Raw genomic sequence first — 23915 nt, 5'->3', positions numbered from 1 at the left:
GTTATGCAACAGTCTAATCCGTATCTCTCTTTTCGCGGCATCGGGAAAACGTTTCCCGGTGTTAACGCGCTGACCGATATCAGCTTCGACTGCTATGCCGGCCAGGTTCATGCCCTGATGGGGGAAAACGGAGCGGGGAAATCCACGCTGCTAAAAATCCTCAGCGGCAACTACGCGCCAACAACCGGCACGCTGGCCATTCGCGGTGAAGAGGTGGCCTTCGCCGATACCACGGCGGCGCTCAACACTGGTGTCGCCATTATCTATCAGGAATTGCACCTCATCCCTGAGATGACCGTGGCTGAAAACATCTATTTAGGGCAGCTTCCGCACAAAAGCGGCGTGGTGAATCGTTCGCTACTTAATTATGAAGCGGGGCTGCAGCTTAAACACCTGGGTCTGGACGTCGATCCCCAGACGCCGCTGAAATACCTCTCCATCGGCCAGTGGCAGATGGTTGAAATTGCCAAGGCGCTGGCGCGTAACGCCAGAATTATTGCCTTTGATGAACCCACCAGTTCGCTCTCCGCGCGTGAAATCGAAAACCTGTTCCGCGTGATCCGCGAGCTGCGTCAGGAAGGCCGCACCATTTTGTATGTCTCGCACCGCATGGAGGAGATTTTTGCCCTGAGCGATGCCATCACCGTATTTAAAGATGGGCGTTATGTGCGCACCTTTACCGATATGCAGCAGGTTAACCATGATCAGCTCGTTCAGGCGATGGTCGGGCGCGATCTGGGCGATATTTATCACTGGAAACCGCGCGAGTACGGCCCCGAGCGCCTGCGCCTGGACAACGTCAAAGCGCCAGGCGTGCGAACGCCGGTTTCGTTATCCGTTCGCAGCGGTGAGATCGTCGGGCTGTTTGGTCTGGTGGGGGCCGGGCGCAGCGAGCTGATGAAAGGACTGTTCGGCGGTACCCGCATTACCGCAGGCCAGGTCTCCATTGACGGCGAGCCGGTGGATATTCAGAAACCTGCCCATGCAATCAGGGCCGGAATGATGCTCTGCCCTGAAGACCGCAAGGCGGAGGGGATCATTCCGGTGCATTCGGTGCGCGACAACATCAACATTTCTGCCCGCCGTAAGTTTATCCGCGCGGGCTGCCTGATAAACGACGGCTGGGAGTCGAGCAACGCCGACCACCATATTCGCTCGCTGAACATCAAAACCCCCGGCCCGGAACAGCTGATTATGAATCTCTCAGGAGGGAACCAGCAGAAGGCCATTTTGGGCCGCTGGCTGTCGGAAGATATGAAGGTCATTTTGCTGGACGAGCCGACGCGCGGTATTGATGTGGGCGCAAAACACGAGATTTACAACGTGATCTATGAACTGGCAAAACGCGGCGTGGCGGTGCTGTTCGCCTCCAGCGATCTGCCTGAGGTGCTTGGCGTTGCCGACCGCATTGTGGTGATGCGGGAAGGTGAAATCGCCGGTGAATTACTTCATGAACAGGCGAATGAACAACAGGCGTTGAACCTCGCCATGCCTAAAGTCAGCCAGGCAGTCGCCTGAGTAAGGAGTTAATGATGTCCTCTGTTACTACATCCGGAGCGCCGAAGTCGGCATTCAGTTTTGGCCGTATCTGGGATCAGTACGGCATGCTGGTGGTCTTTGCCGCACTCTTCATCGCCTGTGCGATCTTCGTGCCTAATTTTGCCACCTTCATTAATATGAAAGGGCTGGGGCTGGCTATTTCCATGTCCGGCATGGTGGCCTGCGGCATGCTCTTCTGTCTGGCCTCCGGTGATTTCGACCTGTCGGTAGCCTCGGTTATCGCCTGTGCGGGCGTCACCACGGCGGTGGTGATCAACATGACGGAAAGCCTGTGGATTGGCGTTTTTGCCGGTCTGTTGCTCGGCGTCATCAGCGGTCTGGTGAACGGTTTTGTTATCGCACGCCTGAAGATTAACGCCCTGATCACCACGCTTGCGACGATGCAGATAGTGCGCGGTCTGGCCTATATCATCTCCGACGGCAAAGCGGTGGGGATTGAAGACGAGCGCTTCTTTACGCTGGGCTATGCTAACTGGCTGGGCCTGCCGGCGCCTATCTGGCTCACCGTGGCCTGCCTGATCCTGTTCGGCTTCCTGCTGAACCGCACCACCTTTGGCCGTAACACGCTGGCGATCGGCGGTAATGAAGAAGCGGCGCGTCTGGCAGGGGTGCCGGTCGTACGAACCAAGATTATTATCTTTGTGCTCTCGGGGCTGGTCTCCGCCGCTGCCGGGATTATTCTGGCCTCGCGTATGACCAGCGGACAGCCTATGACCTCTATCGGTTATGAACTGATCGTCATCTCAGCCTGCGTTTTAGGGGGCGTATCCCTCAAGGGCGGCATCGGAAAAATCTCATATGTGGTGGCCGGTATCCTGATTTTGGGCACGGTGGAGAACGCCATGAACCTGCTGAATATTTCGCCGTTCTCTCAGTACGTCGTGCGTGGCCTGATCCTGCTGGCAGCCGTGATTTTCGACCGTTACAAGCAAAAAGCGAAGCGTACCGTGTAACTCCAGCGCTGACTTTTTATTGCTCAACTAATAACCATAGTTGACCCCTGAACCGCCTCGCCAGTTTTGCTGGCGGGGCGGTTGTCAAATGGCGAGGCCCATCACACTGTCTATACTTACATGGCTATGAAAGAGGTAAAGGCGTTTACCTCTCGTAAACCGTAAGGAGGATTAGGGTGGCTGACTTGTTAACCGCACCGCCTGTACTGCCCGGAAAATATGCTTTCTTTTTTGACCTCGACGGGACGCTCGCCGGGATCCAGCCGCATCCTGACGACGTGGTCGTACCGGATACGGTGTTAGAGAATTTGCAGCAGCTCTCTCGACTGAACGAGGGCGCATTGGCATTGATTTCAGGGCGCTCAATGGCCGAGCTGGACGTGCTCGCCAGTCCTTACCACTTTCCGCTAGCCGGTGTACACGGAGCGGAGCGCCGCGATATCCATGATCAACTGCATGTTGTATCACTCCCCGATACCTTAATTCAGGCGTTACAGACTGAACTCTCCCTGGCGCTGGCATCGCTCCCGGGCACGGAACTGGAAGCGAAAGGCATGGCGTTCGCCTTGCACTATCGGCAGGCTCCGCATCACGAAGCGGCGATCTTTGCGATTGCCCGCAGCGTGGCCGATGCACACCCGCAGCTTGCGCTGCAGCCGGGGAAATGCGTCGTTGAGATAAAACCTGAGGGCATTAATAAGGGGGCTGCTATTGCGGCGTTTATGGCGGAACCGCCATTTAAGGGACGTACACCGGTATTTTTTGGCGATGACCTGACCGATGAGGCCGGGTTTCGCGTGGTGAAACAGGCCGGAGGGATCGCCGTTAAGGTGGGGCCTGGTGACACTGTCGCTGAATGGCGTCTGGCGAATGTCGCCGGTGTCTGGCAGTGGATTTCTGATATCGCTAACCAGCAACAACAACAAATAGCGCAAAACAAAGGGGGAAACCATTATGGGTCGCTTAGTCGTCGTCTCTAACCGAATTGCACCGCCTGATGATAAAAAAGCCAGTGCAGGTGGCCTGGCGGTAGGGGTATTAGGTGCCTTAAAAGCCGCTGGCGGGCTGTGGTTTGGCTGGAGTGGTGAAATCAATGAACAAGAGAAACCGCTTAAAAAGGTGACGCGCGGGAACATTACGTGGGCATCATTTGCGTTAAAGGAGAAAGACTATGATGAGTATTACTCGCAGTTCTCCAACGCCGTCCTGTGGCCTGCGTTTCACTATCGTCTTGACCTGGTGAAATTCCAGCGTGAGTCCTTCGAGGGCTATTCGCGCGTAAATGCACTGCTGGCGGATAAACTGCTGCCTTTAATAGAAGAAGACGATATTTTATGGATCCACGATTATCACCTGCTGCCCTTCGCCCGGGAGCTGCGTAAAAGGGGAGTCAATAACCGGATTGGCTTCTTCCTGCATATTCCTTTCCCGACGCCGGAGATTTTCACCGCGCTGCCGCCGCATGAAGAGCTGCTGGAGGCGCTGTGTGATTATGACCTGCTGGGCTTCCAGACCGAAAATGACCGTCTCGCGTTCCTGGACTCCGTGTCAGGCAAAGCGCGTCTGGTTACCAGGGGCGGTAAAAGCCATACGGCGTGGGGGAAAACCTTCCATACCGAAGTGTATCCAATAGGGATTGAACCCGACGAAATTGCGGAACAGGCTTCCGGCCCGCTGCCGCCGAAGCTGGCGCAGCTTAAGAATGAACTCAAGCATGTGAAGAATATCTTCTCGGTAGAGCGTCTGGATTATTCCAAAGGGCTGCCGGAACGCTTCCTGGCCTATGAAACGCTGCTGGATAAATACCCCCAACACCACGGTAAAATCCGCTATACCCAGATCGCGCCAACGTCGCGCGGGGAAGTCCAGGCCTACCAGGATATCCGTCATCAACTGGAGACAGAAGCGGGGCGCATCAACGGGCGCTATGGCCAGTTGGGCTGGACGCCGCTCTTTTATCTGAATCAGCATTTTGACCGTAAGATCCTGATGAAGGTCTTCCGCTACGCGGACGTGGGGCTGGTCACGCCGCTGCGTGACGGGATGAACCTGGTGGCAAAAGAGTATGTGGCGGCTCAGGACCCTGCGGATCCGGGCGTGCTGGTGCTTTCCCAGTTTGCCGGGGCTGCGAACGAACTGACCTCTGCGCTGCTCGTAAACCCTTACGATCGGGATGATGTGGCTAACGCCCTCAACCGCGCCCTGACAATGCCGCTGACGGAGCGAATTTCCCGCCATGCCGAAATGATGGAGACGATCCGTAAAAACGATATTAATCACTGGCAGGCGCGTTTTATTGAGGATCTACGCGAAATAACCCCGCAAAGTCATGAAGGCGATCTGCAAAAAAAGATCGCGACTTTCCCTAAACTCGCCTGATTTTCCTCTGGGGGGGTTAAGCCCCCCCAAGCGGTACTAACAGCACGTCTACCTCGCTTGAGGCGATAATAGATTTTGCCGCACAGGTAGCCCGCGATATAAAGCTGTGGTTATGGTTCCCACAAATCACTAAATCAATATTCTGCTTGCGGCACATATCAAGAATATGGGCATTCAGTTCCCCCGTCGCAATAACGGTTTCATGTACAGGGTAATCTGCTTTTTCGACAAGCTCTCGCAGAAACTGCTGTGTTTCTTCCTGCAATACCTCACGAATATCTTCCAGCATGGGGGCCGCCAGCTGATTGTACATCTCGGGTTCGGCCTCAAGGGTGATGAGGCTGATGCGCGCATTATGGGGCCTGGCGATCGAAACGGCCCGGGCGACAAGCTGGTGGCTTTCGGGGGAAACAGCAACAGAAACAAGAAGATGGGAGTAACTCATGGCGCACTCCTTAAGATGTCTGACAGGCAGCGTTACATCACCATTACCGCGAATTTCCTGGTTCCGCAAGAGTTGAATACGACATTAGTGTGAAGCTAATCATAATTATTCATTAATTATTCTTATAAGAAGAATAACTAAAAAACGAGCCTAAATGAAAAAAATTAACAACTTAACGTAAGTCACACAAATCTGCGCTTTCGCTATCAAATGGTTTTAACAAGTTATAAACGCATTTCAAATGATTACGCGTAGAAACAATTTTTTGGGCCGTTATGCATAACTATATGTTTTATCAAAGTAATCAAAATGTGTCCCTGAAACATATGCGGTGTAAACGATTGCTGATGCTGCACGTAATGGTAAAAGCACGTTGCATGCCACTTTTGCTCACGCTTATGCATGAGTATTCGTCGATTAAGAATACAAAACAGTGCTGGTTGAGCAAAAAATGAGCAAATTAGAAGTCATACTGATGGATTTGTGGGGTGTATTCGCTTAAATTATGTGACGTGGATCACATTTTTTTTAAATTTGAGGGTGCCTGCATTGTATGTGGCAAATCTGACGAGTAGAGTTTGCGTCGAATTAGGAAAAATCTTAGTTATTTGTAAGAAATGATAAACCGTGTCAGAGATGTAACCCTGTTGCATCCCTTGCGCGTTTCGATGAATACAAACCTAGATTCAACTATGCATTTAGCCTTTTCTTTTTTATACCGGGTGATTTCCCGGCGACATCACGGGGTGCGGTCTTTCCGCATAAAAATAATAGTTGGTTATTCGGGATGGGAACAATGCATACATCCGAGTTGCTAAAACATATCTATGACATCAATTTGTCATATTTACTGCTCGCGCAGCGTTTAATTAGTCAGGACAAAGCGTCCGCGATGTTTCGTCTGGGTATTAACGAAGAAATGGCAACCATGCTGGGTGGGTTAACCCTCCCACAGATGGTAAAACTGGCGGAAACGAATCAACTGGTGTGCCAGTTCCGTTTTGATAATCCGCAGACGATAACGCGTCTGACGCAGGAATCCCGCGTTGACGATCTCCAACAGATCCATACCGGTATTCTGCTCTCCACTCGCTTGCTTAGCGACATCAGCCAGCCTGATGACGCAGCCCGTAAGAAAAGGGCCTAGCAATGAGCGAAAAAAGCATTGTTCAGGAAGCGCGTGACATACAGCTGGCCATGGAGCTGATTACGCTGGGTGCTCGTTTACAAATGCTGGAAAGCGAGACTCAGCTGAGCCGTGGTCGCCTCATCAAACTGTATAAAGAGTTACGTGGTAGTCCCCCGCCGAAAGGCATGCTGCCGTTTTCTACGGACTGGTTTATGACCTGGGAGCAGAATATCCACGCCTCCATGTTCTGTAATGCCTGGCAGTATCTTCTCAAAACCGGTTTGTGTAGCGGTGTAGACGCCGTGATCAAAGCGTACAAACTTTACCTTGAACAATGCCCACAGCAGGAAGAAGGCCCTCTGCTGGCGCTGACCCGCGCATGGACGCTGGTGCGTTTTGTTGAGAGCGGAATGCTTGAACTGTCGCGCTGCAATTGCTGCGATGGCAATTTTATTACCCATGCTCATCAGCCTGCAGGCAGCTTCGCCTGTAGTTTATGTCAGCCGCCATCCCGCGCAGTAAAAAGACGTAAACTTTCCCGGGATGCTGCCGATATTATTCCACAACTGCTGGATGAACAGATCGAACAAGCTGTTTAACCCGAACGTGTGGGCAAGATTCCAGCAGCGGTAAGCAATTACCGCTGCTTTTTTTTACCCCGCAAACGGTAAACGCTGCGAACTGGACGTCCTTGCCATAGTCACTAGCGGAAGGATGATGTCGTGCTTATCTTATTAGGTTACCTGGTAGTTCTCGGTACAGTTTTCGGCGGTTACATGATGACCGGCGGGCACCTTGGAGCACTCTATCAACCGGCTGAACTTATTATCATCGGGGGCGCAGGGGTAGGGGCTTTTATCGTTGGTAACAACGGTAAATCGATCAAGGGCACGTTGAAAGCAATTCCATTGCTGTTCCGTCGCTCGAAATACACCAAAAGCATGTATATGGATCTGCTGGCGCTGCTCTATCGCCTGATGGCGAAGTCGCGACAGCAGGGAATGTTCTCGCTCGAACGGGATATTGAAAACCCGAAAGAGAGCGAGATTTTTGCCAGCTATCCGCGCATTCTGGCGGACGCCATGATGCTGGATTTCATCGTCGACTATCTGCGACTCATCATCAGCGGCAATATGAACACCTTTGAAATCGAAGCGCTGATGGACGAAGAGATCGAAACCCACGAAAGCGAATCAGAAGTGCCGGCCAACAGCCTGGCGCTGGTGGGCGACTCCCTTCCGGCGTTTGGTATCGTGGCGGCGGTCATGGGGGTAGTACACGCCCTGGCCTCAGCGGATCGCCCGGCGGCCGAACTGGGCGCGCTGATTGCCCATGCGATGGTGGGTACCTTCCTCGGTATTTTGCTGGCTTACGGTTTTATCTCTCCGCTGGCAAGCGTGCTGCGCCAGAAGAGCGCGGAAACCACCAAAATGATGCAGTGCGTGAAGATCACGCTGCTCTCTAACCTCAACGGTTACGCGCCACCGATCGCGGTTGAATTTGGCCGTAAAACGCTTTACTCCAGCGAGCGTCCGTCGTTTATCGAGCTTGAAGAACACGTGCGCGCGGTGAAAAACCCAAACCAACAGACGACAACTGAGGACGCATGAAAAACCAGTCCCATCCGATCGTCATCGTAAAAAAACGCAAGCACAAGGGCGGCGGACATGGTTCCCACGGCTCCTGGAAAATCGCGTACGCCGACTTTATGACCGCAATGATGGCGTTCTTTCTGGTGATGTGGCTGATCTCCATCTCCAGCCCGAAGGAGCTTATCCAGATTGCTGAATATTTCCGTACCCCGCTGGCGACGGCAGTGACCGGTGGGCAGCGTATCTCTAACAGCGAAAGCCCCATTCCTGGCGGCGGCGATGATTACACCCAGCAGAAGGGTGAGGTGAAAAAAGAGCCGAACATCGACGAGCTGAAACGAAAGATGGAGCAGGCGCGCCTGAAAAAGCTGCGTGGCGATCTCGATCAGCTGATTGAAGCGGATCCCAAACTGCGCGCGCTGCGTCCGCACCTGAAAATCGATCTGGTCCAGGAAGGGCTGCGCATTCAGATTATCGACAGCCAGAACCGCCCGATGTTTAAAACCGGGAGTGCGGAAGTTGAACCTTACATGCGCGATATTCTGCGCGCTATTGCCCCGGTGCTGAACGGTATTCCTAACCGAATCAGCCTTTCGGGCCACACGGATGATTTCCCGTACGCCAGTGGGGAGAAGGGATACAGCAACTGGGAGCTTTCTGCCGATCGTGCCAACGCCTCGCGTCGCGAGCTGGTGGCAGGTGGGCTTGATGATGGCAAGGTACTGCGCGTGGTCGGCATGGCAGCAACCATGCGCGTCTCCGACCGCGGGCCGGATGACGCCATCAACCGTCGTATCAGTCTTTTAGTGCTGAACCAGCAGGCGGAGCAGGCCATCCTGCATGAAAACGCCGAAAGTCAGAATGAGTCACTGGACGATTTAAAACAGCCTGGGGCCGTCCCTGCGGCTGCCGTTCCAACATCGCCACCAGCCAATCCGAGGTGATAGCGTGAGCATGGATATTAGCGATTTTTACCAGACATTCTTTGATGAAGCCGACGAATTGTTGGCGGATATGGAGCAACATTTGCTCGATCTGGTGCCCGAAGCACCGGACTCCGAGCAGCTCAATGCCATCTTCCGCGCGGCGCATTCCATTAAAGGCGGAGCCGGAACGTTTGGATTTACCATCCTGCAGGAAACGACCCATTTAATGGAAAACCTGCTCGATGAAGCACGACGCGGTGAGATGCAGCTCAATACCGACATTATCAACCTGTTTTTGGAAACCAAAGATATTATGCAGGAACAGCTCGACGCCTATAAAAGTTCGGCAGAGCCTGATGCCGCCAGCTTTGAATACATCTGCAATGCGCTGCGCCAGCTCGCCCTGGAAGCAAAAGGTGAGGTCGCTGCAGCCGTTGTCCCTGCGGCAAAACTGAGCGTTGTTGATGCGGTTGCTGCTGAAGAGGCCGCGCCAGCCGCTGCGCAAGCGGGCAAACTGCGCGTTGTGCTGTCACGCCTGAAAGAGAGCGAAGTTAACCTGCTGGAAGAAGAGCTGGGCAACCTGGCGAAGTTAAGCAATGTGGTGAAAGGCAAAGACAGCCTCGCGGCGACCCTCGATGACGGTATCAGTCAGGACGATATCGTGGCGGTGCTGTGCTTTGTGATTGAAGCCGACCAGATTGCTTTCGAAACGGAAACCCCCGCGGCAGAAGCGCCGGCTGCAGCAGAAGAGGTTGCCGTCGTTGCCCAGGCTGCAGCACCGGCTGTTGCGTCTGCGGCACCGGCGCTGAAGGCTGTGCCAAAAGAGACCGCAGCACCTGGCCGCGCTGAAAAACCGGCCGCGCGCTCCAGCGAGTCCACCAGCATTCGCGTTGCCGTTGAGAAGGTCGATCAGCTGATTAACCTGGTTGGCGAACTGGTGATCACCCAGTCCATGCTGGCGCAGCGCTCCAATGAGCTGGACCCGGTCACGCATGGCGATCTGATCACCAGCATGGGCCAGCTGCAGCGTAACGCCCGCGATCTGCAGGAATCGGTCATGTCCATCCGCATGATGCCGATGGAATATGTCTTCAGCCGCTTTCCGCGCCTGGTGCGTGACCTCGCCAGCAAGCTGAATAAGCAGATTGAACTGACCCTGATGGGCAGCTCAACGGAGCTGGATAAGAGCCTGATCGAGCGCATCATCGACCCGTTAACGCACCTGGTGCGTAACAGCCTGGACCACGGTATCGAACTGCCGGAAAACCGCATTGCCGCCGGGAAATCTCCGGTCGGGAACCTGATCCTTTCTGCGGAACATCAGGGCGGGAACATTTGCATCGAAGTGACCGACGACGGCGCCGGTCTTAACCGCGAGCGCATCCTGGCGAAGGCCATTTCGCAGGGGATGGCGGTGAATGAAAACATGACCGACGAAGAGGTGGGCATGCTCATCTTCGCGCCGGGCTTCTCGACCGCCGAGCAGGTGACGGACGTTTCCGGGCGCGGCGTCGGCATGGACGTGGTGAAGCGTAACATCCAGGAGATGGGCGGCCACGTTGAGATCCAATCTAAACAGGGTTCCGGCACCACCATCCGTATTCTGTTGCCGCTGACGCTGGCGATCCTCGACGGTATGTCGGTGAAAGTGGCGGACGAAGTTTTCATTCTGCCGCTGAATGCGGTGATGGAATCCCTGCAGCCGCGTGAGGAAGATCTGCATCCGCTGGCGGGCGGCGAGCGCGTGCTTGAGGTGCGCGGTGAGTACCTGCCGCTGGTCGAGCTATGGAAAGTGTTCGAAGTGGACGGGGCGAAGACCGAGGCCACGCAGGGTATCGTGGTGATCCTGCAAAGCGCGGGCCGCCGCTACGCGCTGCTGGTCGATCAGCTGATTGGTCAGCACCAGGTGGTGGTGAAGAACCTCGAAAGCAACTACCGCAAGGTGCCGGGTATTTCTGCTGCCACCATCCTGGGGGATGGTAGCGTGGCGCTGATCGTCGACGTGTCGGCGCTTCAGGGATTAAATCGTGAACAACGTGTGGCGTACACAGCCGCCTGATTAAGTAGAAGGTAATAACATGACCGGTATGAGTAATGTAACGAAACTGGCGGGCGAGCCATCAGGGCAGGAATTCCTGGTCTTCACTTTGGGCGATGAGGAGTACGGCATCGATATCCTGAAAGTGCAGGAAATTCGCGGTTACGACCAGGTTACCCGCATCGCGAACACGCCTGCGTTTATTAAAGGCGTCACCAACCTGCGCGGCGTGATTGTGCCAATCGTCGATCTGCGCGTGAAGTTCAGCCAGGGCGACGTTGACTACAATGACAACACCGTGGTGATCGTTCTCAACCTGGGGCAGCGTGTGGTGGGTATCGTGGTGGATGGCGTATCTGACGTCCTCTCCCTGACGTCTGACCAAATCCGCCCTGCGCCGGAATTTGCGGTCACGCTGTCGACCGAATACCTGACCGGTCTGGGCGCGCTCGGCGAGCGTATGCTGATTCTGGTGAACATTGAGAAGCTGCTGAACAGCGAAGAGATGGCGCTGCTGGATATCGCGGCGAATCATGTAGCGTAGGTAAATGCAAAACGGCAACCGGGTTGCCGTTTTTTGTGTTTGCTCCCTCTCCTTGTGGGAGAGGGCCGGGGTGAGGGCATCAGGCCTCACCCTTTTTCATGCCATTACGCTTCCTGCTTTACCAGCTCAGCTTCCGCTTCCCGCGCACCTTCATTCTGCGACAGCATCGCGGTCGCAATACCATTCCCCAGCACGTTAATCGCGGAACGCCCCATATCCAGGAAGTGGTCGATTCCCATCAGCAGCAGGATCCCCGCCACAGGAATATTAAAGCTCGGAATGGTCGCTGCCAGCACCACCAGCGAAGAACGCGGTACGCCCGCAATCCCTTTCGACGCCAGCATCAGGGTCAGCATCAGCACCGTCACCTCAGAGAAACTCAGGTGAATGTTGTACGCCTGAGCGATGAACATCGAGGCGAAAGAGCAGTACACCATCGACCCCACCAGGTTGAAGGAGTAGCCAATCGGCAGAACGAAAGAGGCGATGTTGCGCGAGCAGCCAAAGCGCTCCAGCTGCTCCAGCGTTTTAGGGTAGGCCGCTTCAGAACTGCTGGTAGTGAATGCGACCAGTACCGGATCTTTCAGCATGCTGACCAGGCGAAATACCTCTTTTTTAAGCACCATGTAACCCACGGCCAGCAGCACCATGCAGGTGAGAAGAATGGCAACGTAGTAGCCGCCAATAAAGGAGGCGTAGTTTAACAGGATGCCAAGACCCTGCGTGGCAATGACGGAGGAGATCGCCGCAAAGATGGCCAGCGGCGCAACGTACATCACGTAACCCGTTACCTTCAGCATGATATGGGAAACCACATCCAGCGCGGCCACCAGCGGCGCGTTGAATTTCTGCCCCAGCGACGCGCCACCAATGCCGAAGAACATCGAGAACACCACAATCTGCAGGATCTCATTGTTCGACATCGCCCCTGCGATACTGGTTGGAATGGTGTGAGACAGGAACGCTTTCAGCGTCATCCCGCCCACGGCCAGGCCTGTATCTACCGCCTCGGTTGGGACCGTCAGGTTCAGACCGCTTCCCGGACGCTCCAGCGTGACGATAAACAGTCCGACCAGAATGGAGAGCACGGATGAGCTGATAAACCACACCATCGCTTTGCCGCCCACGCGGCCAATGGTGGAGGTTTCTCCCAGCTTCATAATGCCCACGGTAAGCGTGCTGAAGACCAGCGGCGCAATAACCATTTTGATCAGACGGAGGAAAATATCGGTCAGAAGGGTAATATTATCCGACCAAGCTTTGATGGCATCCGCAGATGCGTACTCGTGAATTGCCGCCCCTGAAAGAATACCCGCCAGCATGAATATCACGATGAAGAGTGTGAGTTTGTTTGCACTTGCCACGAAAAAAGACCCTCTATGCGCTTCAGTTGTAGCCCGCGCCGATACATATAAATTTTTTATTGCGACGCGGGAAATTATTCGGCACATAAATTGACGTAAAGCGTAGGGGGATACAACTCCTTTTTAATTTTTATTAATTTTGTTGTTAATGCCCGAACGATATATTGTGATGCTAATCACATTTTTATGGATATATCCTCAGTCAAAGTGCAGGAATACTCCTTTATTGTTATTTAACTCATTGTTTTATATCTACAAATGATCCGGTCAGGGCATGGGTTTTGCCTGCCCCACGTCGGGTGGTCGAAGCGATATCCGTAAACTAAATTCTCAATAACCCCCTCAGAGGAAGGTTTAGCGGGGCTAACATCTTGAACGTTAAAAATAAAATGTCGCAAGGGAACAGAGACGTCTTCTGGAGGGTGGTAAATGAAAAGAAAACTCCTTTTGATCTGCGCAGGCACGTTGCTGACTGCGACAACGGCCCATCAGGCCCTGGCCGTCACCAGCAACGGCACCATTGGCGCCACGCTGACGCTAACAAACGGTTGTCTGATTAACGGATCGCCCGCCCAAAGCGGCATTAACTTCGGGATACTTGATTTCGGCACCCATCCCGCAACGTTTTCCACCCTGACCACGCAGCTAACCGGCGCCAGCGGCGGAAATACCTTCACCATTCAATGCACGACCGCCAGCTATTCGGTGGCGATCACCGGCAACACCAACTCCACGGCACCTGGCACCGTTGTCGGCTCGCCGGGAACGCCCGCGCGCTATCTGGTAAACACGACCAATACGGCGCAGGGGGTGGCTTACAGCCTGTACAGCGACAGCGGATTCAACACGGTGGTAGCTAATAACGCCGCGTTGCCGATCGCTTCCACGGCGGGGGGCGTTGACAGTTACACCCTCTACGGACGTATTACCGGCGGCGGTAACAGCGTTACGGTAGTACCGGGCACCTATACCGACACGATTAACGTCAGCGTGACCTATTAGATCTGCACTGCCATGAAGGCACCTTTTATAGGTCTGCGCAAAAGCGCAGAGGGACACGCGCAGCCTTTTTTCGCGCTGATCGTCGGGTTGCTGCTGCTCCCCACGGCGGGGGCGGTGACATCGCAATCCTTTAAGGTCAGCGCGACCATTGTACCGGGATGCGCAGTGGCTACCGGCAGCGGGGGACTTCTCGGTACGCTGGATTTTGGCACCCATAACGGCGTGGAAAGTGCGCCGGTGAGCACCAGCTTTGTACCAAACGGGGCCTTGTCCATCGCCTGCACACCGGGCGTGGCGCTGACTATGAGTATTAATGGCGGTCAGAATTATTCATCCGTTCGCCGAATGAAACGTACGAACGGGACGGAAATGGTCCCGTACCGGCTGTACAGCAGCAGTTCGCTGGCCGCGAACAGCGAAATCGGCGTTAACCAGGCGATACCGGTGACCTATACCAACAGTAATAACATCGCGCTGCCCCTTTTTGGCGTGGCGCTATTGACCGGGTTTAGCCCGGCAGGAACCTATTCCGATCAGCTCACCGTGACCTTGTCATGGTAATAAAGGGAGAGAGGCAATGAAGCCAATTATCAGGCATATGTGTCTGGCGGGTGTGTTGTCATGCGTCGCGGCGGCCGGACAGGCGCAGGCGGCGGCCACCATTCTGCTCTGGCCCATCGATCCCTGGCTTGCCGCCGATGCTAACGCCACGGAGTTATGGATCCAGAACCAGGGGAACAGCGCAACGACCATGCAGGTGCGGATTGTGCGCTGGAAGCAGGAGGGCGGATACGAACGCTACAGCGCGCAGCAGGACGTGGTCGCCAGCCCGCCCATTGTCACCATCCAGAAAGGCAATAAGCAGCTGATTCGTCTTATTAAACAGGGCGCGGTTCCTGCGGGCGTTGAACAGGCGTACCGCATTATCGTGGATGAAATCCCGCAGCCTGACGCCAAAGCTGCACCCGCCATCGGTCTCAAATTACAGATGCGTTACTCCATTCCGCTGTTTGTTTACGGACAGGGGATCCCGACCCTAAAAGAGGGGGCGCACCACGCGCTGGTGGAAACCCGAAACCTGAGCTGGCGGGTGACGCAGGAGGGAGGACAACCTGCATTACAGGTGCGTAATCAGGGGGATGTGCACGTCAGGCTTAGCCAGGTGTCGCTGGTGCAGGGGGGGCAAAAACGCACCGTAGCGGAGGGATTACTGGGATACGTCCTGCCGGGCAGCACCCGTAGCTGGCCGATACCCGCTGGCGTTCGTCAGCCAGACCGGATGAGCGCGCAGATTAATGCCAGGGACGCACAATGGCAGTCGACGCCCGTCAACTGAAGCCGGCAATGATGATGCTGCTTTGCGTCAGTACCACAGCCTGGGGCGAACCCGGCGACGACAGTTTGCCGCCGCCTCCCCAGGCACAGGCGGTAAATGATGAAGCGGTCTTTCAGCTTGCCCTCGTGCTCAACCACTATGACACCGGTCTGGTGGTCCCCGTGACGCAGCGCAACGGCGCTTTCTTTATTTCCAGCGCCGATTTGCTGCGCGCCGGGCTGCCCCCGGAGCATGTGCCCGCCGGAGAGGTGAATATCTCCTCACTGAGCCAGGTTCGTGTGGAGTACGACAGCGCCGCGCAGCGCCTGCTGCTGACCCTTCCCCGGGACTGGATCTCCGCCCGGGTGACACCCTTTAGCGCGCAAACGGCGCAGTCCAAACCGCACTACGGGCGCGGCGCGCTGCTGAATTACGATCTCTACACCAACCACACGGAGCACACTGGCGGCCAGGCGTCGCTCTGGCATGAACTCCGCTACTTCGACGAGAACGGTTCGTTTTCCACCACCGGGTACGCCCGGAAAAATTTCACCGGAAACGACGGTCAGCAGGAAGGGTATGTTCGCTATGACACCACGCTGCTGATAACGAATGAGGATGACGCGACCACCTGGAGCGCCGGAGACGTTATCAGCGATGCCCTGAGCTGGACCTCCAGCGTGCGGATGGGCGGTATCAGCTACGGACGCGATTTCTCCCTGCGCCCGGACCTGGTGACATGGCCGCTGCCCGAATTTTCGGGGGAGGCCGCGGTCCCCACCTCGGTGGATCTCTTTATCAACGGCTATCGGTCTGGCTCAACTCAGCTTCAACCGGGCCCCTTCACCCTGACCAATCTGCCCTATATCAACGGGGCGGGGGATGCGGTGCTGGTCACCACCGATGCGCTGGGACGCCAGGTGAGCACCACGCTCCCGTTTTATGTCACCAGCGATTTGCTTAAAACAGGGCTGAGCGACGGGGCCGTGACGCTCGGCAGCCTGCGCCGGAATTACGGCATCAGGAATTTTGACTACGGCCCTGCGGCAGGCAGCGGCTCGTATCGCTACGGGATGACGGACTGGCTAACGCTGGAGGGCCACGCGGAAGGGGCAGAAGAGCTGGCGCTGGGCGGGGCGGGGACGGTGATTAAGCTCGGCCAGTTTGGCGTGGTGAATTCCTCTTACTCACAAAGCCGCATGCGCGGGGACGACGGCGGGCAAATCAGCTGGGGTTATCAGTACAGCACCAGCGAGTTTAGCGTCGCGACCCAGCACACCCGTCGCGATCGCGGCTTTGGCAATCTCGCTCTCTATGACCAACCGACGGTATATGACGAAAATGACAGACCCATCGCCAGCTTTAGCCGCAATACGGACCAGTATTCTCTGACCTTCAATCTGGGGCAGTACGGCAATATCGGCGCGGCCTGGATCGGCGTGGAAAGCTTTGACAGCCAGAAAACGGAACTGCTGAATCTCTCCTGGAGCCGCAATCTCTGGGGGGCGAGCAGCATTTACCTGGCCGGCAGCCGGGACCAGCAGCGTGGGGACTGGACGGTCGCGCTGTCGCTGCAGGTGCCGCTGGGGGAACGCGACAGCGCTGCCGTCACCTTCGAAAACACCCCGGATGCAGGCAGCTCGCAGCGCATTAACTACAACCACTCTATGCCTTCTGACGGCGGGTTTAGCTGGAACATGGCCTGGGCCAACCAGTCAAAATCCAGTGATTATCAGCAGGGTACGCTGGGCTGGCGCAATAACAATATCGAACTTCAGGGCGGCGGCTATGGCGAAAGGGACACGATGACCTGGTGGGGTGAGGCGATGGGCGCCATTGTCCTGATGGACGGGGAGCTGTTCGCGGCGAACAAAATCAACGATGCGTTTGTGGTGATCAGCACCGACGGCCATCCGGACGTGCCCGTCAGCTATGAGAACCAGCCCGTCGGCAAAACGAATAACAACGGCTACCTGCTGGTCAGCGGAGTGTCGGCGTACTATCCGGCAAGCTACCGGATCGATACGCTGAATCTGCCGGCGGATACCCGGCTGAAGGAGACTGAGCGGCGGATCGCCATTCGCCGTCACAGCGGTTATCTGGTGGACTTCCCGATGGAGCAGGAGCGGGTGGCAAGCGTCATTCTGCACGATGCGCAGGGGCAGGCGATCCCGGTGGGAAGCCAGGTCCGACGTGCCTCGCGCAGCAATGCAGTGGTGGGGTATGACGGCATCGCGTGGCTGGAGAACCTCAGCGATGTGAACCCGCTTGAGGTGATCACCCCTGCCGGAAAACGCTGCACGGCGACCCTGACCGTGGGGGCCAATCCGGAGCACAAGCTGCAAACCTACGGTCCGCTGGTTTGTCGGGAGGGGCCATGACGCGCCTGCTGCTGTTGCTGTTGCTTTTCTCCGGCGGCGGCTGGGCGGCGTGCACCGTCAGTACGGTCAATGCGTCGTTTGGCAGCGTCACGTCGTTTGCGTTGAGCGGAAACGGGGAAGTGGAAACCACCGGCACGCTGGTGGTGGCGTGTGACGCCGTGCTCAATGTGCTGACCAACGACTCGGTGACCCTGAACTACACCGCAGCGTCGGTATCGGGCAACAGCCGCGCCACCATGAAACGCACGGATAACGCGGCCATCACGGACGTGATCCCCACCCGGCTGTGCGGATTATCGGGCTGCGCGAGCAGCAGCGAGGTGCAGATAAGCAAAGCCTATACCTGGAGCGGGAACACACTGCTGGGGCTACTCGGGTCAAAACGGTACAACATACCGCTCTATTTTCGCACCGTCCCCGGACAAAACGTGACTGCCGGGCCTTATCAGGTGCTGCTGACCTTCAGCATCAACTACAACGTCTGCGCCGTCGGTCTTGGAAGCCTGTGTACATCTCCCCAGTCGGGAACCGCAACGACCAGTATTCTGCTTAACATGACCGTCACCAACGACTGCAGCGCCATGACCACGCCGGACGTGAACTTTAACAGCGCACCGCTGGTGCAAAGTTTTCCCACCGTTTCGCAGGCTATTGCCGTGACCTGTACCAAAGGCAGCACCTACACCATTGGCATTAATAATGGTGCCAACGCGCTGAACAACGTGCGGCGTATGGTGAGCGGCAGTAACGCCCTGAGCTACGACATCTATAAAGAAGCCAGCGGTAACCGCTGGGGCGGCAGCGGTGCCGAACGCTGGTCCAGCGCGACGTCGTCCCAGGTCAGTAGCGACGGGTTGCTGCGAACCTACAACTATATCGCTAAGGTCCTGACCAATCAGGCCACGCCACCCGCCGGCACCTACACCGATACGCTGATTGTTGACGTCGCGTTTTAACCCCGCGCTTTTCCCTTTCGCAAATGTAAAGTTCCTGTGGCCTGTGCCGATAACACCGTTAATAAATCTATGAGAAGGTGTTGTATGTTGAACCGTATCCGCGTTGTCACAATGCTCATGATGGTGCTGGTCATTTTCGCACTACTTCAGCTTATCTCCGGCGGGCTTTTTTTCTCGTCGTTAAAACAGAACCAGGACAGCTTCGCCGCCTCGAACGATCTCCGCCTTCAGCAGAGCGAGCTTACGTCAACGTGGGATCTGATGCTGCAAACGCGCATCAACCTGAGCCGCTCGTCCGCGCGCATGATGATGGATCCCAACAATCAGCAGAGCAGCGCGAAAACCGATCTGCTAAAAAATGCCCGGGCCACGCTGGCCGATGCGGCAAAACACTACGCCACCTTCAAACAGATCGCCCCGCAGCCCGCTATGGCGCAGGTGAGCCAGAATATTGATGAAAAATATAACGCCTACTATGCCGGGCTGACGGAGCTGATTCAGTTCCTGGAGAGTGGCAACATGGACGCCTACTTCGCACAGCCGACGCAGGGGATGCAAAACGCACTCGGCGCGGCGCTGGGGGAATACGCGAAGGCCAGCGGCGATTTGTATCATTCGGCCTTTACTGAAAGCCAGAATGACTACCGCTTTGCGAAATGGCAGATGGCGGTGCTGGCGCTGGCGCTGGTCATTGTGCTGATCGCGGTCTGGTACGGCATTCGCCACATCCTGCTGAACCCGCTCGGTCGCGTGATTGCCCATATCCGCAATATTGCCAGCGGTGACCTGACTAAAACGCTGACCGTGTCCGGGCGCAATGAGATCACCGAGTTGGCCAACAGCGTCGACCATATGCAGCGTTCATTGATCGAGACCGTCGCCAACGTGCGTAACGGGTCAGAGGCTATCTATACCGGCACCAGCGAAATCGCGATGGGCAATAACGACCTTTCATCCCGTACCGAGCAGCAGGCTTCTGCTCTGGAAGAGACGGCCGCCAGCATGGAGCAGCTCACGGCAACTGTGAAGCAGAACGCCGATAACGCTCGCCAGGCGTCTCAGCTGGCGGAAAGCGCCTCCGAGACGGCGCAGCGCGGCGGTCGCGTGGTGGATGGCGTGGTGAAAACCATGCACGAAATCGCCGACAGCTCGAAGAAAATCGCTGACATTATCAGCGTCATCGACGGCATTGCCTTCCAGACCAACATCCTCGCGCTCAACGCCGCCGTGGAAGCGGCGCGCGCGGGCGAGCAGGGCCGCGGGTTTGCCGTGGTGGCCGGGGAAGTGCGCAACCTGGCCAGCCGCAGCGCCAACGCGGCGAAAGAGATCAAAGCCCTTATTGAAGACTCCGTCTCCCGCGTGGATACCGGCTCGGTGCTGGTGGAAAGCGCCGGGGAGACCATGAATGACATCGTGAATGCCGTTACCCGCGTAACGGACATCATGGGTGAAATCGCCTCTGCGTCCGATGAGCAGAGTCGTGGTATCGACCAGGTTGCCCTGGCGGTATCGGAAATGGATCGCGTGACACAGCAAAACGCCGCCCTGGTGCAGGAGTCCGCTGCGGCGGCCGCTGCCCTGGAAGACCAGGCGAGCCGTCTGAAGATGGCCGTCTCGGCGTTTCGTCTCGCTTCACTCGCTGGAAATACGGTCACTTCGCAGTCGACGTACCGCGCGCCAGCCGCCGACCCGGCGGTCACCCGCATGCGTGCTGCAACGGCCGGACAAGATGAAAACTGGGAAACATTTTGACTGACAATTAGACCGCGGCTGCTTGCCGCTTGATGGGAGCGTGGATGTTAAATCGTATTCGTATCTCGACCACACTGTTTTTGATTCTGATCCTTTGCGGTGTGTTGCAGGTTGGCAGTAACGGGTTGTCTTTTTGGGCGTTTCGCGATGGCTATCAGAATTTGCAGGACGTTGAGGCGAGTAATCAGCAGCGCTCCGCACTGGCACAAACGCGTGCCGTGCTGTTGCAGGCAAGCACTGCGCTGAACAAGGCAGGAACCTTAACCGCGCTCAGCTATCCGCCGGATGACATTAAAGCGCTGATGGCAACGGCGCGCGACAGCCTGAAGCAGGCAGACGCACAATTTAAGGCCTTCACGGCGCAGGCGGCCGACAGCGAGAAAGAGAAAGCGCTGAAGGCAGCCATGAAAAAGAACTTTGAGCAGTGGTTCAGCGATCTGGACCACCAGGCGACATGGCTTGAGAACAACCAGCTTTCGGACTTTATGACCGCACCGGTTCAGGCGTCTCAGGCCGCGTTTGACGGCAGCTTTAACGCGTGGCAGCAGGATATTAACCAGTCTGTTCAGCGTGCAGGTGAAGCGAGCCGTATCAGCTATCACATGTCCGGCGTCATCTTTGCCGTCGTCGTGATCCTGGCGGGGCTGCTGACCGGCGGGGCGCTGCTCTGGGTGCGCAGAATGATTGTGCAGCCGCTGGCGATCGTCAGCAGCCACTTCGACAGTATTGCGAAGGGGGACCTGGCGCGTCCGGTGGCGGTGTTCGGCAAAAACGAAATATCGGCGATCTTTGCCAGCCTGAAGGCGATGCAGGGCGCTCTGCGGGAAACGGTATCCGACGTGCGTCAGGGCAGTTATGCCATGCACACCGGGATCTCAGAGATTGCGGCAGGCAATAACGATCTCTCGTCCCGCACCGAGCAGCAGGCGGCCTCGCTGGCGCAGACGGCGGCCAGCATGGAGCAGCTGACAGCAACGGTTAGCCAGAACGCCGATAACGCGCGTCAGGCGTCTGATCTGTCAAAACAGGCGGCGATGACGGCGAAGAAAGGCGGCGACCAGGCGTCCCATGTCGCCAGCACCATGCAGGAGATTGCCACCAGCTCGCAGAAGATTGGCGACATCATCAGCGTGATTGACGGTATCGCGTTCCAGACCAACATTCTGGCGCTGAACGCTGCCGTTGAAGCGGCGCGCGCCGGCGAGCAGGGACGTGGGTTTGCGGTGGTAGCCGGGGAAGTGCGTAACCTGGCGAGCCGCAGCGCCAACGCGGCGAAAGAGATTAAGGTGCTGATCGAAGAGTCGGTCTCGCGCGTTCAGCAGGGCTCAACCCTTGTGGATACGGCGGCGCAAACCATGCACGAGATCGTCACCTCCGTGACGCGGGTGAACGACATCATGGGCGAAATTGCCTCCGCGTCGGATGAACAGCGTCGCGGGATTGAGCAGGTTGCCCAGGCCGTCAGCCAGATGGATCGGGTAACGCAACAGAACGCCTCGTTAGTTGAGGAAGCGGCAGCGGCAACCGATCAGCTGGCCAGCCAGGCGGATCGTCTGACCGGTCTGGTCGCGGTATTTAATGTGAAAGAGCACGTTGAAGCAGTAACAGAAGTCGGGCGGTCGCAGGCCGTGCCAGTTGTATCCTGAATGTAATTAAGAAGGCGCTATGACATCACCAATGCCCCCTGGGCAAACGTCATTATTGTTGCAGATGACACAGCGCCTCGCGCTGTCCGACGCGCATTTTCGTCGGATATGTCAGTTAATCTACCAGCGTGCGGGGATCGTGCTTGCGGATCATAAGCGGGACATGGTCTACAACCGACTGGTGCGGCGCTTGCGTACGCTGGGGCTGGATGATTTTGGCCGCTATCTGAGCATGCTTGAGGCCAACCAAAACAGCGCAGAGTGGCAGGCTTTTATTAACTCATTAACCACCAACCTGACGGCTTTTTTCCGCGAAGCTCACCACTTCCCGGTCCTGGCCGAGCACGCGCGCCGTCGCACCGGGGAGTATCGCGTCTGGAGTGCGGCCGCCTCGACGGGTGAAGAGCCGTATTCGCTGGCGATTACCCTGGCCGATACCCTGGGGATGGCGCCCGGGCGCTGGAAGGTCTACGCCAGCGATATCGACACCGAGGTGCTGGAGAAGGCGCGCAACGGCGTTTATCGCCAGGACGAGCTGAAAACACTGTCACCGCAGCAGCTGCAGCGTTACTTCATGCGCGGTACGGGGCCGCATGAAGGCCTGGTTCGCGTACGCCAGGAGCTGGCGAACCTCGTCGAATTCGCGCCCGTTAACCTGCTCGATAAGCAGTACAACGTGCCGGGGCCTTTCGACGCCATTTTTTGCCGTAACGTCATGATCTATTTTGATAAAACGACGCAACAGGACATTCTGCGTCGGTTTGTTCCGTTGCTCAAGCCTGACGGTTTACTGTTTGCCGGGCACTCGGAAAACTTCAGCAACCTCGCGCGTGAGTTTAGCCTGCGTGGGCAAACGGTATATGCGCTGAGTAAGGAAAAAGCATGAGTAAAATCAGGGTATTGTCCGTCGATGATTCAGCGCTGATGCGCCAGATCATGACTGAAATAATCAATAGCCACAGCGACATGGAGATGGTGGCCACAGCGCCAGATCCGCTGGTAGCGCGGGATTTAATTAAAAAATATAACCCCGACGTGCTAACGCTGGATGTCGAGATGCCGCGCATGGATGGCATAGATTTCCTGGAAAAATTGATGCGGCTGCGGCCCATGCCGGTGGTGATGGTCTCCTCCCTGACCGGGAAAGGATCGGAGATCACCTTGCGCGCGCTGGAGCTAGGGGCGGTGGATTTTGTCACCAAACCGCAGCTCGGCATTCGCGAGGGGATGCTGGCGTACAGCGAGATGATTGCGGAGAAAATTCGCACCGCATCGCGCGCGAAGCTCGCGGCCCACAAGCCGATGGCCGCGCCGGCAACCCTCAAGGCCGGTCCGTTACTCAGCTCGGAAAAACTGCTGGTTATTGGAGCGTCAACCGGAGGAACAGAGGCAATTCGCCATGTACTCCAGCCATTGCCGCTTTCAAGTCCGGGTATTCTGATTACTCAGCATATGCCGCCAGGCTTTACCCGCTCGTTCGCCGAACGCCTGAACAAGCTGTGCCAGATCAGCGTGAAAGAGGCGGAAGATGGCGAGCGCGTACTGCCGGGACATGCGTATATCGCCCCGGGCGACAAGCATATGGAGCTGGCGCGCAGCGGCGCTAACTATCAAATCAAAATTCATGACGGACCGCCGGTCAACCGGCACCGTCCGTCGGTGGATGTGCTGTTTCATTCGGTGGCGAAACATGCGGGGCGCAACGCCGTCGGGGTGATCCTGACGGGGATGGGCAACGACGGTGCCGCCGGAATGCTTGCAATGCACCAGGCTGGCGCCTGGACGATTGCGCAGAATGAAGCAAGTTGTGTGGTGTTCGGCATGCCGCGCGAGGCCATCAATATGGGTGGCGTGAGCGAAGTGGTCGATCTTAGCCAGGTAAGCCAGCAGATGCTGGCGAAAATCAGTGCCGGACAGGCAATACGTATTTGAC

Annotated in this window: 21 protein-coding genes; 19 read left to right on the top strand and 2 right to left on the bottom strand. The window is 56.5% G+C overall.

The features are described 5' to 3' along the window. Positions 1 to 3: 3 nt before the first annotated feature. The 4 genes from araG to otsA all read left to right on the top strand — a co-directional run bounded on the left by araG (position 4) and on the right by otsA (position 4892). Positions 4 to 1518 carry an L-arabinose ABC transporter ATP-binding protein AraG gene (gene araG / locus AC4ICF_RS14185; RefSeq protein ID WP_316379488.1) on the top strand — a complete coding sequence of 505 codons (1515 nt, stop codon included), beginning with the start codon at positions 4 to 6 and terminating at the stop codon, positions 1516 to 1518. A 14-nt stretch (positions 1519 to 1532) separates the two neighbouring features. Beyond that, positions 1533 to 2513, top strand: coding sequence for an arabinose ABC transporter permease AraH (gene araH / locus AC4ICF_RS14180; protein WP_032644894.1), 981 nt, complete (start codon positions 1533 to 1535; stop codon positions 2511 to 2513). Positions 2514 to 2689: 176 nt separating this feature from the next. Then, positions 2690 to 3493, top strand: coding sequence for a trehalose-phosphatase (gene otsB, locus AC4ICF_RS14175; RefSeq protein WP_116339037.1), 804 nt, complete (start codon positions 2690 to 2692; stop codon positions 3491 to 3493). Then, complete coding sequence (gene otsA, locus AC4ICF_RS14170; RefSeq protein ID WP_116339039.1) at positions 3468 to 4892, top strand: alpha,alpha-trehalose-phosphate synthase; 1425 nt, start codon at positions 3468 to 3470, stop codon at positions 4890 to 4892. The genes otsB and otsA overlap by 26 nt, the downstream gene beginning before the upstream one ends. A gap of 16 nt (positions 4893 to 4908) precedes the next feature. Here the strand turns inward: otsA and uspC are convergent, their stop codons facing one another. Continuing rightward, on the bottom strand, positions 4909 to 5337 hold the full coding sequence (uspC, locus tag AC4ICF_RS14165; RefSeq protein WP_116339041.1) for a universal stress protein UspC: 429 nt from the start codon (positions 5335 to 5337) through the stop codon (positions 4909 to 4911). Between the two features lie 796 nt (positions 5338 to 6133). On the opposite strand from uspC, the gene flhD reads away from it, so the two are divergent. The 6 genes from flhD (at position 6134) to cheW (ending at position 11566) form a co-directional block, all read left to right on the top strand. Further along, positions 6134 to 6484, top strand: coding sequence for a flagellar transcriptional regulator FlhD (gene flhD / locus AC4ICF_RS14160; protein WP_028013654.1), 351 nt, complete (start codon positions 6134 to 6136; stop codon positions 6482 to 6484). Positions 6485 to 6486: 2 nt separating this feature from the next. Further along, positions 6487 to 7065, top strand: a complete 579-nt coding sequence (flhC, locus tag AC4ICF_RS14155; RefSeq protein WP_013096051.1) for a flagellar transcriptional regulator FlhC — start codon at positions 6487 to 6489, stop codon at positions 7063 to 7065. 123 nt (positions 7066 to 7188) lie between these two features. After that, a complete protein-coding gene (gene motA / locus AC4ICF_RS14150; RefSeq protein WP_008500417.1) occupies positions 7189 to 8076 on the top strand; it encodes a flagellar motor stator protein MotA in 888 nt (295 codons plus the stop codon). Further along, complete coding sequence (motB, locus tag AC4ICF_RS14145) at positions 8073 to 9002, top strand: flagellar motor protein MotB (RefSeq protein WP_061097847.1); 930 nt, start codon at positions 8073 to 8075, stop codon at positions 9000 to 9002. Before motA ends, motB begins: the two co-directional genes overlap by 4 nt. A 4-nt stretch (positions 9003 to 9006) precedes the next feature. After that, positions 9007 to 11043 (top strand): chemotaxis protein CheA, encoded by a 2037-nt coding sequence (gene cheA, locus AC4ICF_RS14140; RefSeq protein WP_316379489.1) that lies wholly within the window; start codon positions 9007 to 9009, stop codon positions 11041 to 11043. A 19-nt stretch (positions 11044 to 11062) separates the two neighbouring features. After that, complete coding sequence (cheW, locus tag AC4ICF_RS14135; protein WP_014884351.1) at positions 11063 to 11566, top strand: chemotaxis protein CheW; 504 nt, start codon at positions 11063 to 11065, stop codon at positions 11564 to 11566. A gap of 104 nt (positions 11567 to 11670) precedes the next feature. Here the strand turns inward: cheW and AC4ICF_RS14130 are convergent, their stop codons facing one another. Continuing rightward, on the bottom strand, positions 11671 to 12930 hold the full coding sequence (locus AC4ICF_RS14130; RefSeq protein WP_163329853.1) for a dicarboxylate/amino acid:cation symporter: 1260 nt from the start codon (positions 12928 to 12930) through the stop codon (positions 11671 to 11673). Between the two features lie 429 nt (positions 12931 to 13359). On the opposite strand from AC4ICF_RS14130, the gene AC4ICF_RS14125 reads away from it, so the two are divergent. The 9 genes from AC4ICF_RS14125 (at position 13360) to AC4ICF_RS14085 (ending at position 23914) form a co-directional block, all read left to right on the top strand. After that, positions 13360 to 13932 (top strand): Csu type fimbrial protein, encoded by a 573-nt coding sequence (locus AC4ICF_RS14125; RefSeq protein WP_116339047.1) that lies wholly within the window; start codon positions 13360 to 13362, stop codon positions 13930 to 13932. A gap of 12 nt (positions 13933 to 13944) precedes the next feature. Beyond that, the gene (locus AC4ICF_RS14120; RefSeq protein ID WP_316379491.1) at positions 13945 to 14493 is read left to right on the top strand and encodes a Csu type fimbrial protein; all 549 of its coding nucleotides are present in this window, start codon (positions 13945 to 13947) and stop codon (positions 14491 to 14493) included. Positions 14494 to 14509: 16 nt separating this feature from the next. Beyond that, positions 14510 to 15268: a fimbrial biogenesis chaperone gene (locus AC4ICF_RS14115; RefSeq protein WP_166711587.1), complete on the top strand. Its 759-nt coding sequence runs from the start codon at positions 14510 to 14512 to the stop codon at positions 15266 to 15268. Further along, positions 15244 to 17628 carry a fimbria/pilus outer membrane usher protein gene (locus AC4ICF_RS14110; protein ID WP_316379492.1) on the top strand — a complete coding sequence of 795 codons (2385 nt, stop codon included), beginning with the start codon at positions 15244 to 15246 and terminating at the stop codon, positions 17626 to 17628. Before AC4ICF_RS14115 ends, AC4ICF_RS14110 begins: the two co-directional genes overlap by 25 nt. Beyond that, positions 17625 to 18584: a Csu type fimbrial protein gene (locus AC4ICF_RS14105; RefSeq protein WP_316379493.1), complete on the top strand. Its 960-nt coding sequence runs from the start codon at positions 17625 to 17627 to the stop codon at positions 18582 to 18584. The genes AC4ICF_RS14110 and AC4ICF_RS14105 overlap by 4 nt, the downstream gene beginning before the upstream one ends. An 84-nt stretch (positions 18585 to 18668) precedes the next feature. Beyond that, positions 18669 to 20336 carry a methyl-accepting chemotaxis protein II gene (gene tar, locus AC4ICF_RS14100; RefSeq protein WP_316379494.1) on the top strand — a complete coding sequence of 556 codons (1668 nt, stop codon included), beginning with the start codon at positions 18669 to 18671 and terminating at the stop codon, positions 20334 to 20336. A 44-nt stretch (positions 20337 to 20380) separates the two neighbouring features. Further along, entirely contained in the window at positions 20381 to 21982 is a 1602-nt protein-coding gene (gene tap / locus AC4ICF_RS14095; RefSeq protein WP_316379495.1) for a methyl-accepting chemotaxis protein IV, read from the top strand. Positions 21983 to 22001: 19 nt separating this feature from the next. Continuing rightward, on the top strand, positions 22002 to 22868 hold the full coding sequence (cheR, locus tag AC4ICF_RS14090) for a protein-glutamate O-methyltransferase CheR (protein ID WP_163329858.1): 867 nt from the start codon (positions 22002 to 22004) through the stop codon (positions 22866 to 22868). Then, a complete protein-coding gene (locus AC4ICF_RS14085) occupies positions 22865 to 23914 on the top strand; it encodes a protein-glutamate methylesterase/protein-glutamine glutaminase (RefSeq protein ID WP_014884341.1) in 1050 nt (349 codons plus the stop codon). The genes cheR and AC4ICF_RS14085 overlap by 4 nt, the downstream gene beginning before the upstream one ends. Position 23915 lies beyond the last annotated feature (1 nt).

Source organism: Enterobacter sp. ECC_219_Taxon_10 (assembly GCF_058354905.1).
Note: the sequence above shows the minus strand (reverse complement) of the source record. Positions and strands in the feature narration are given on the sequence as shown.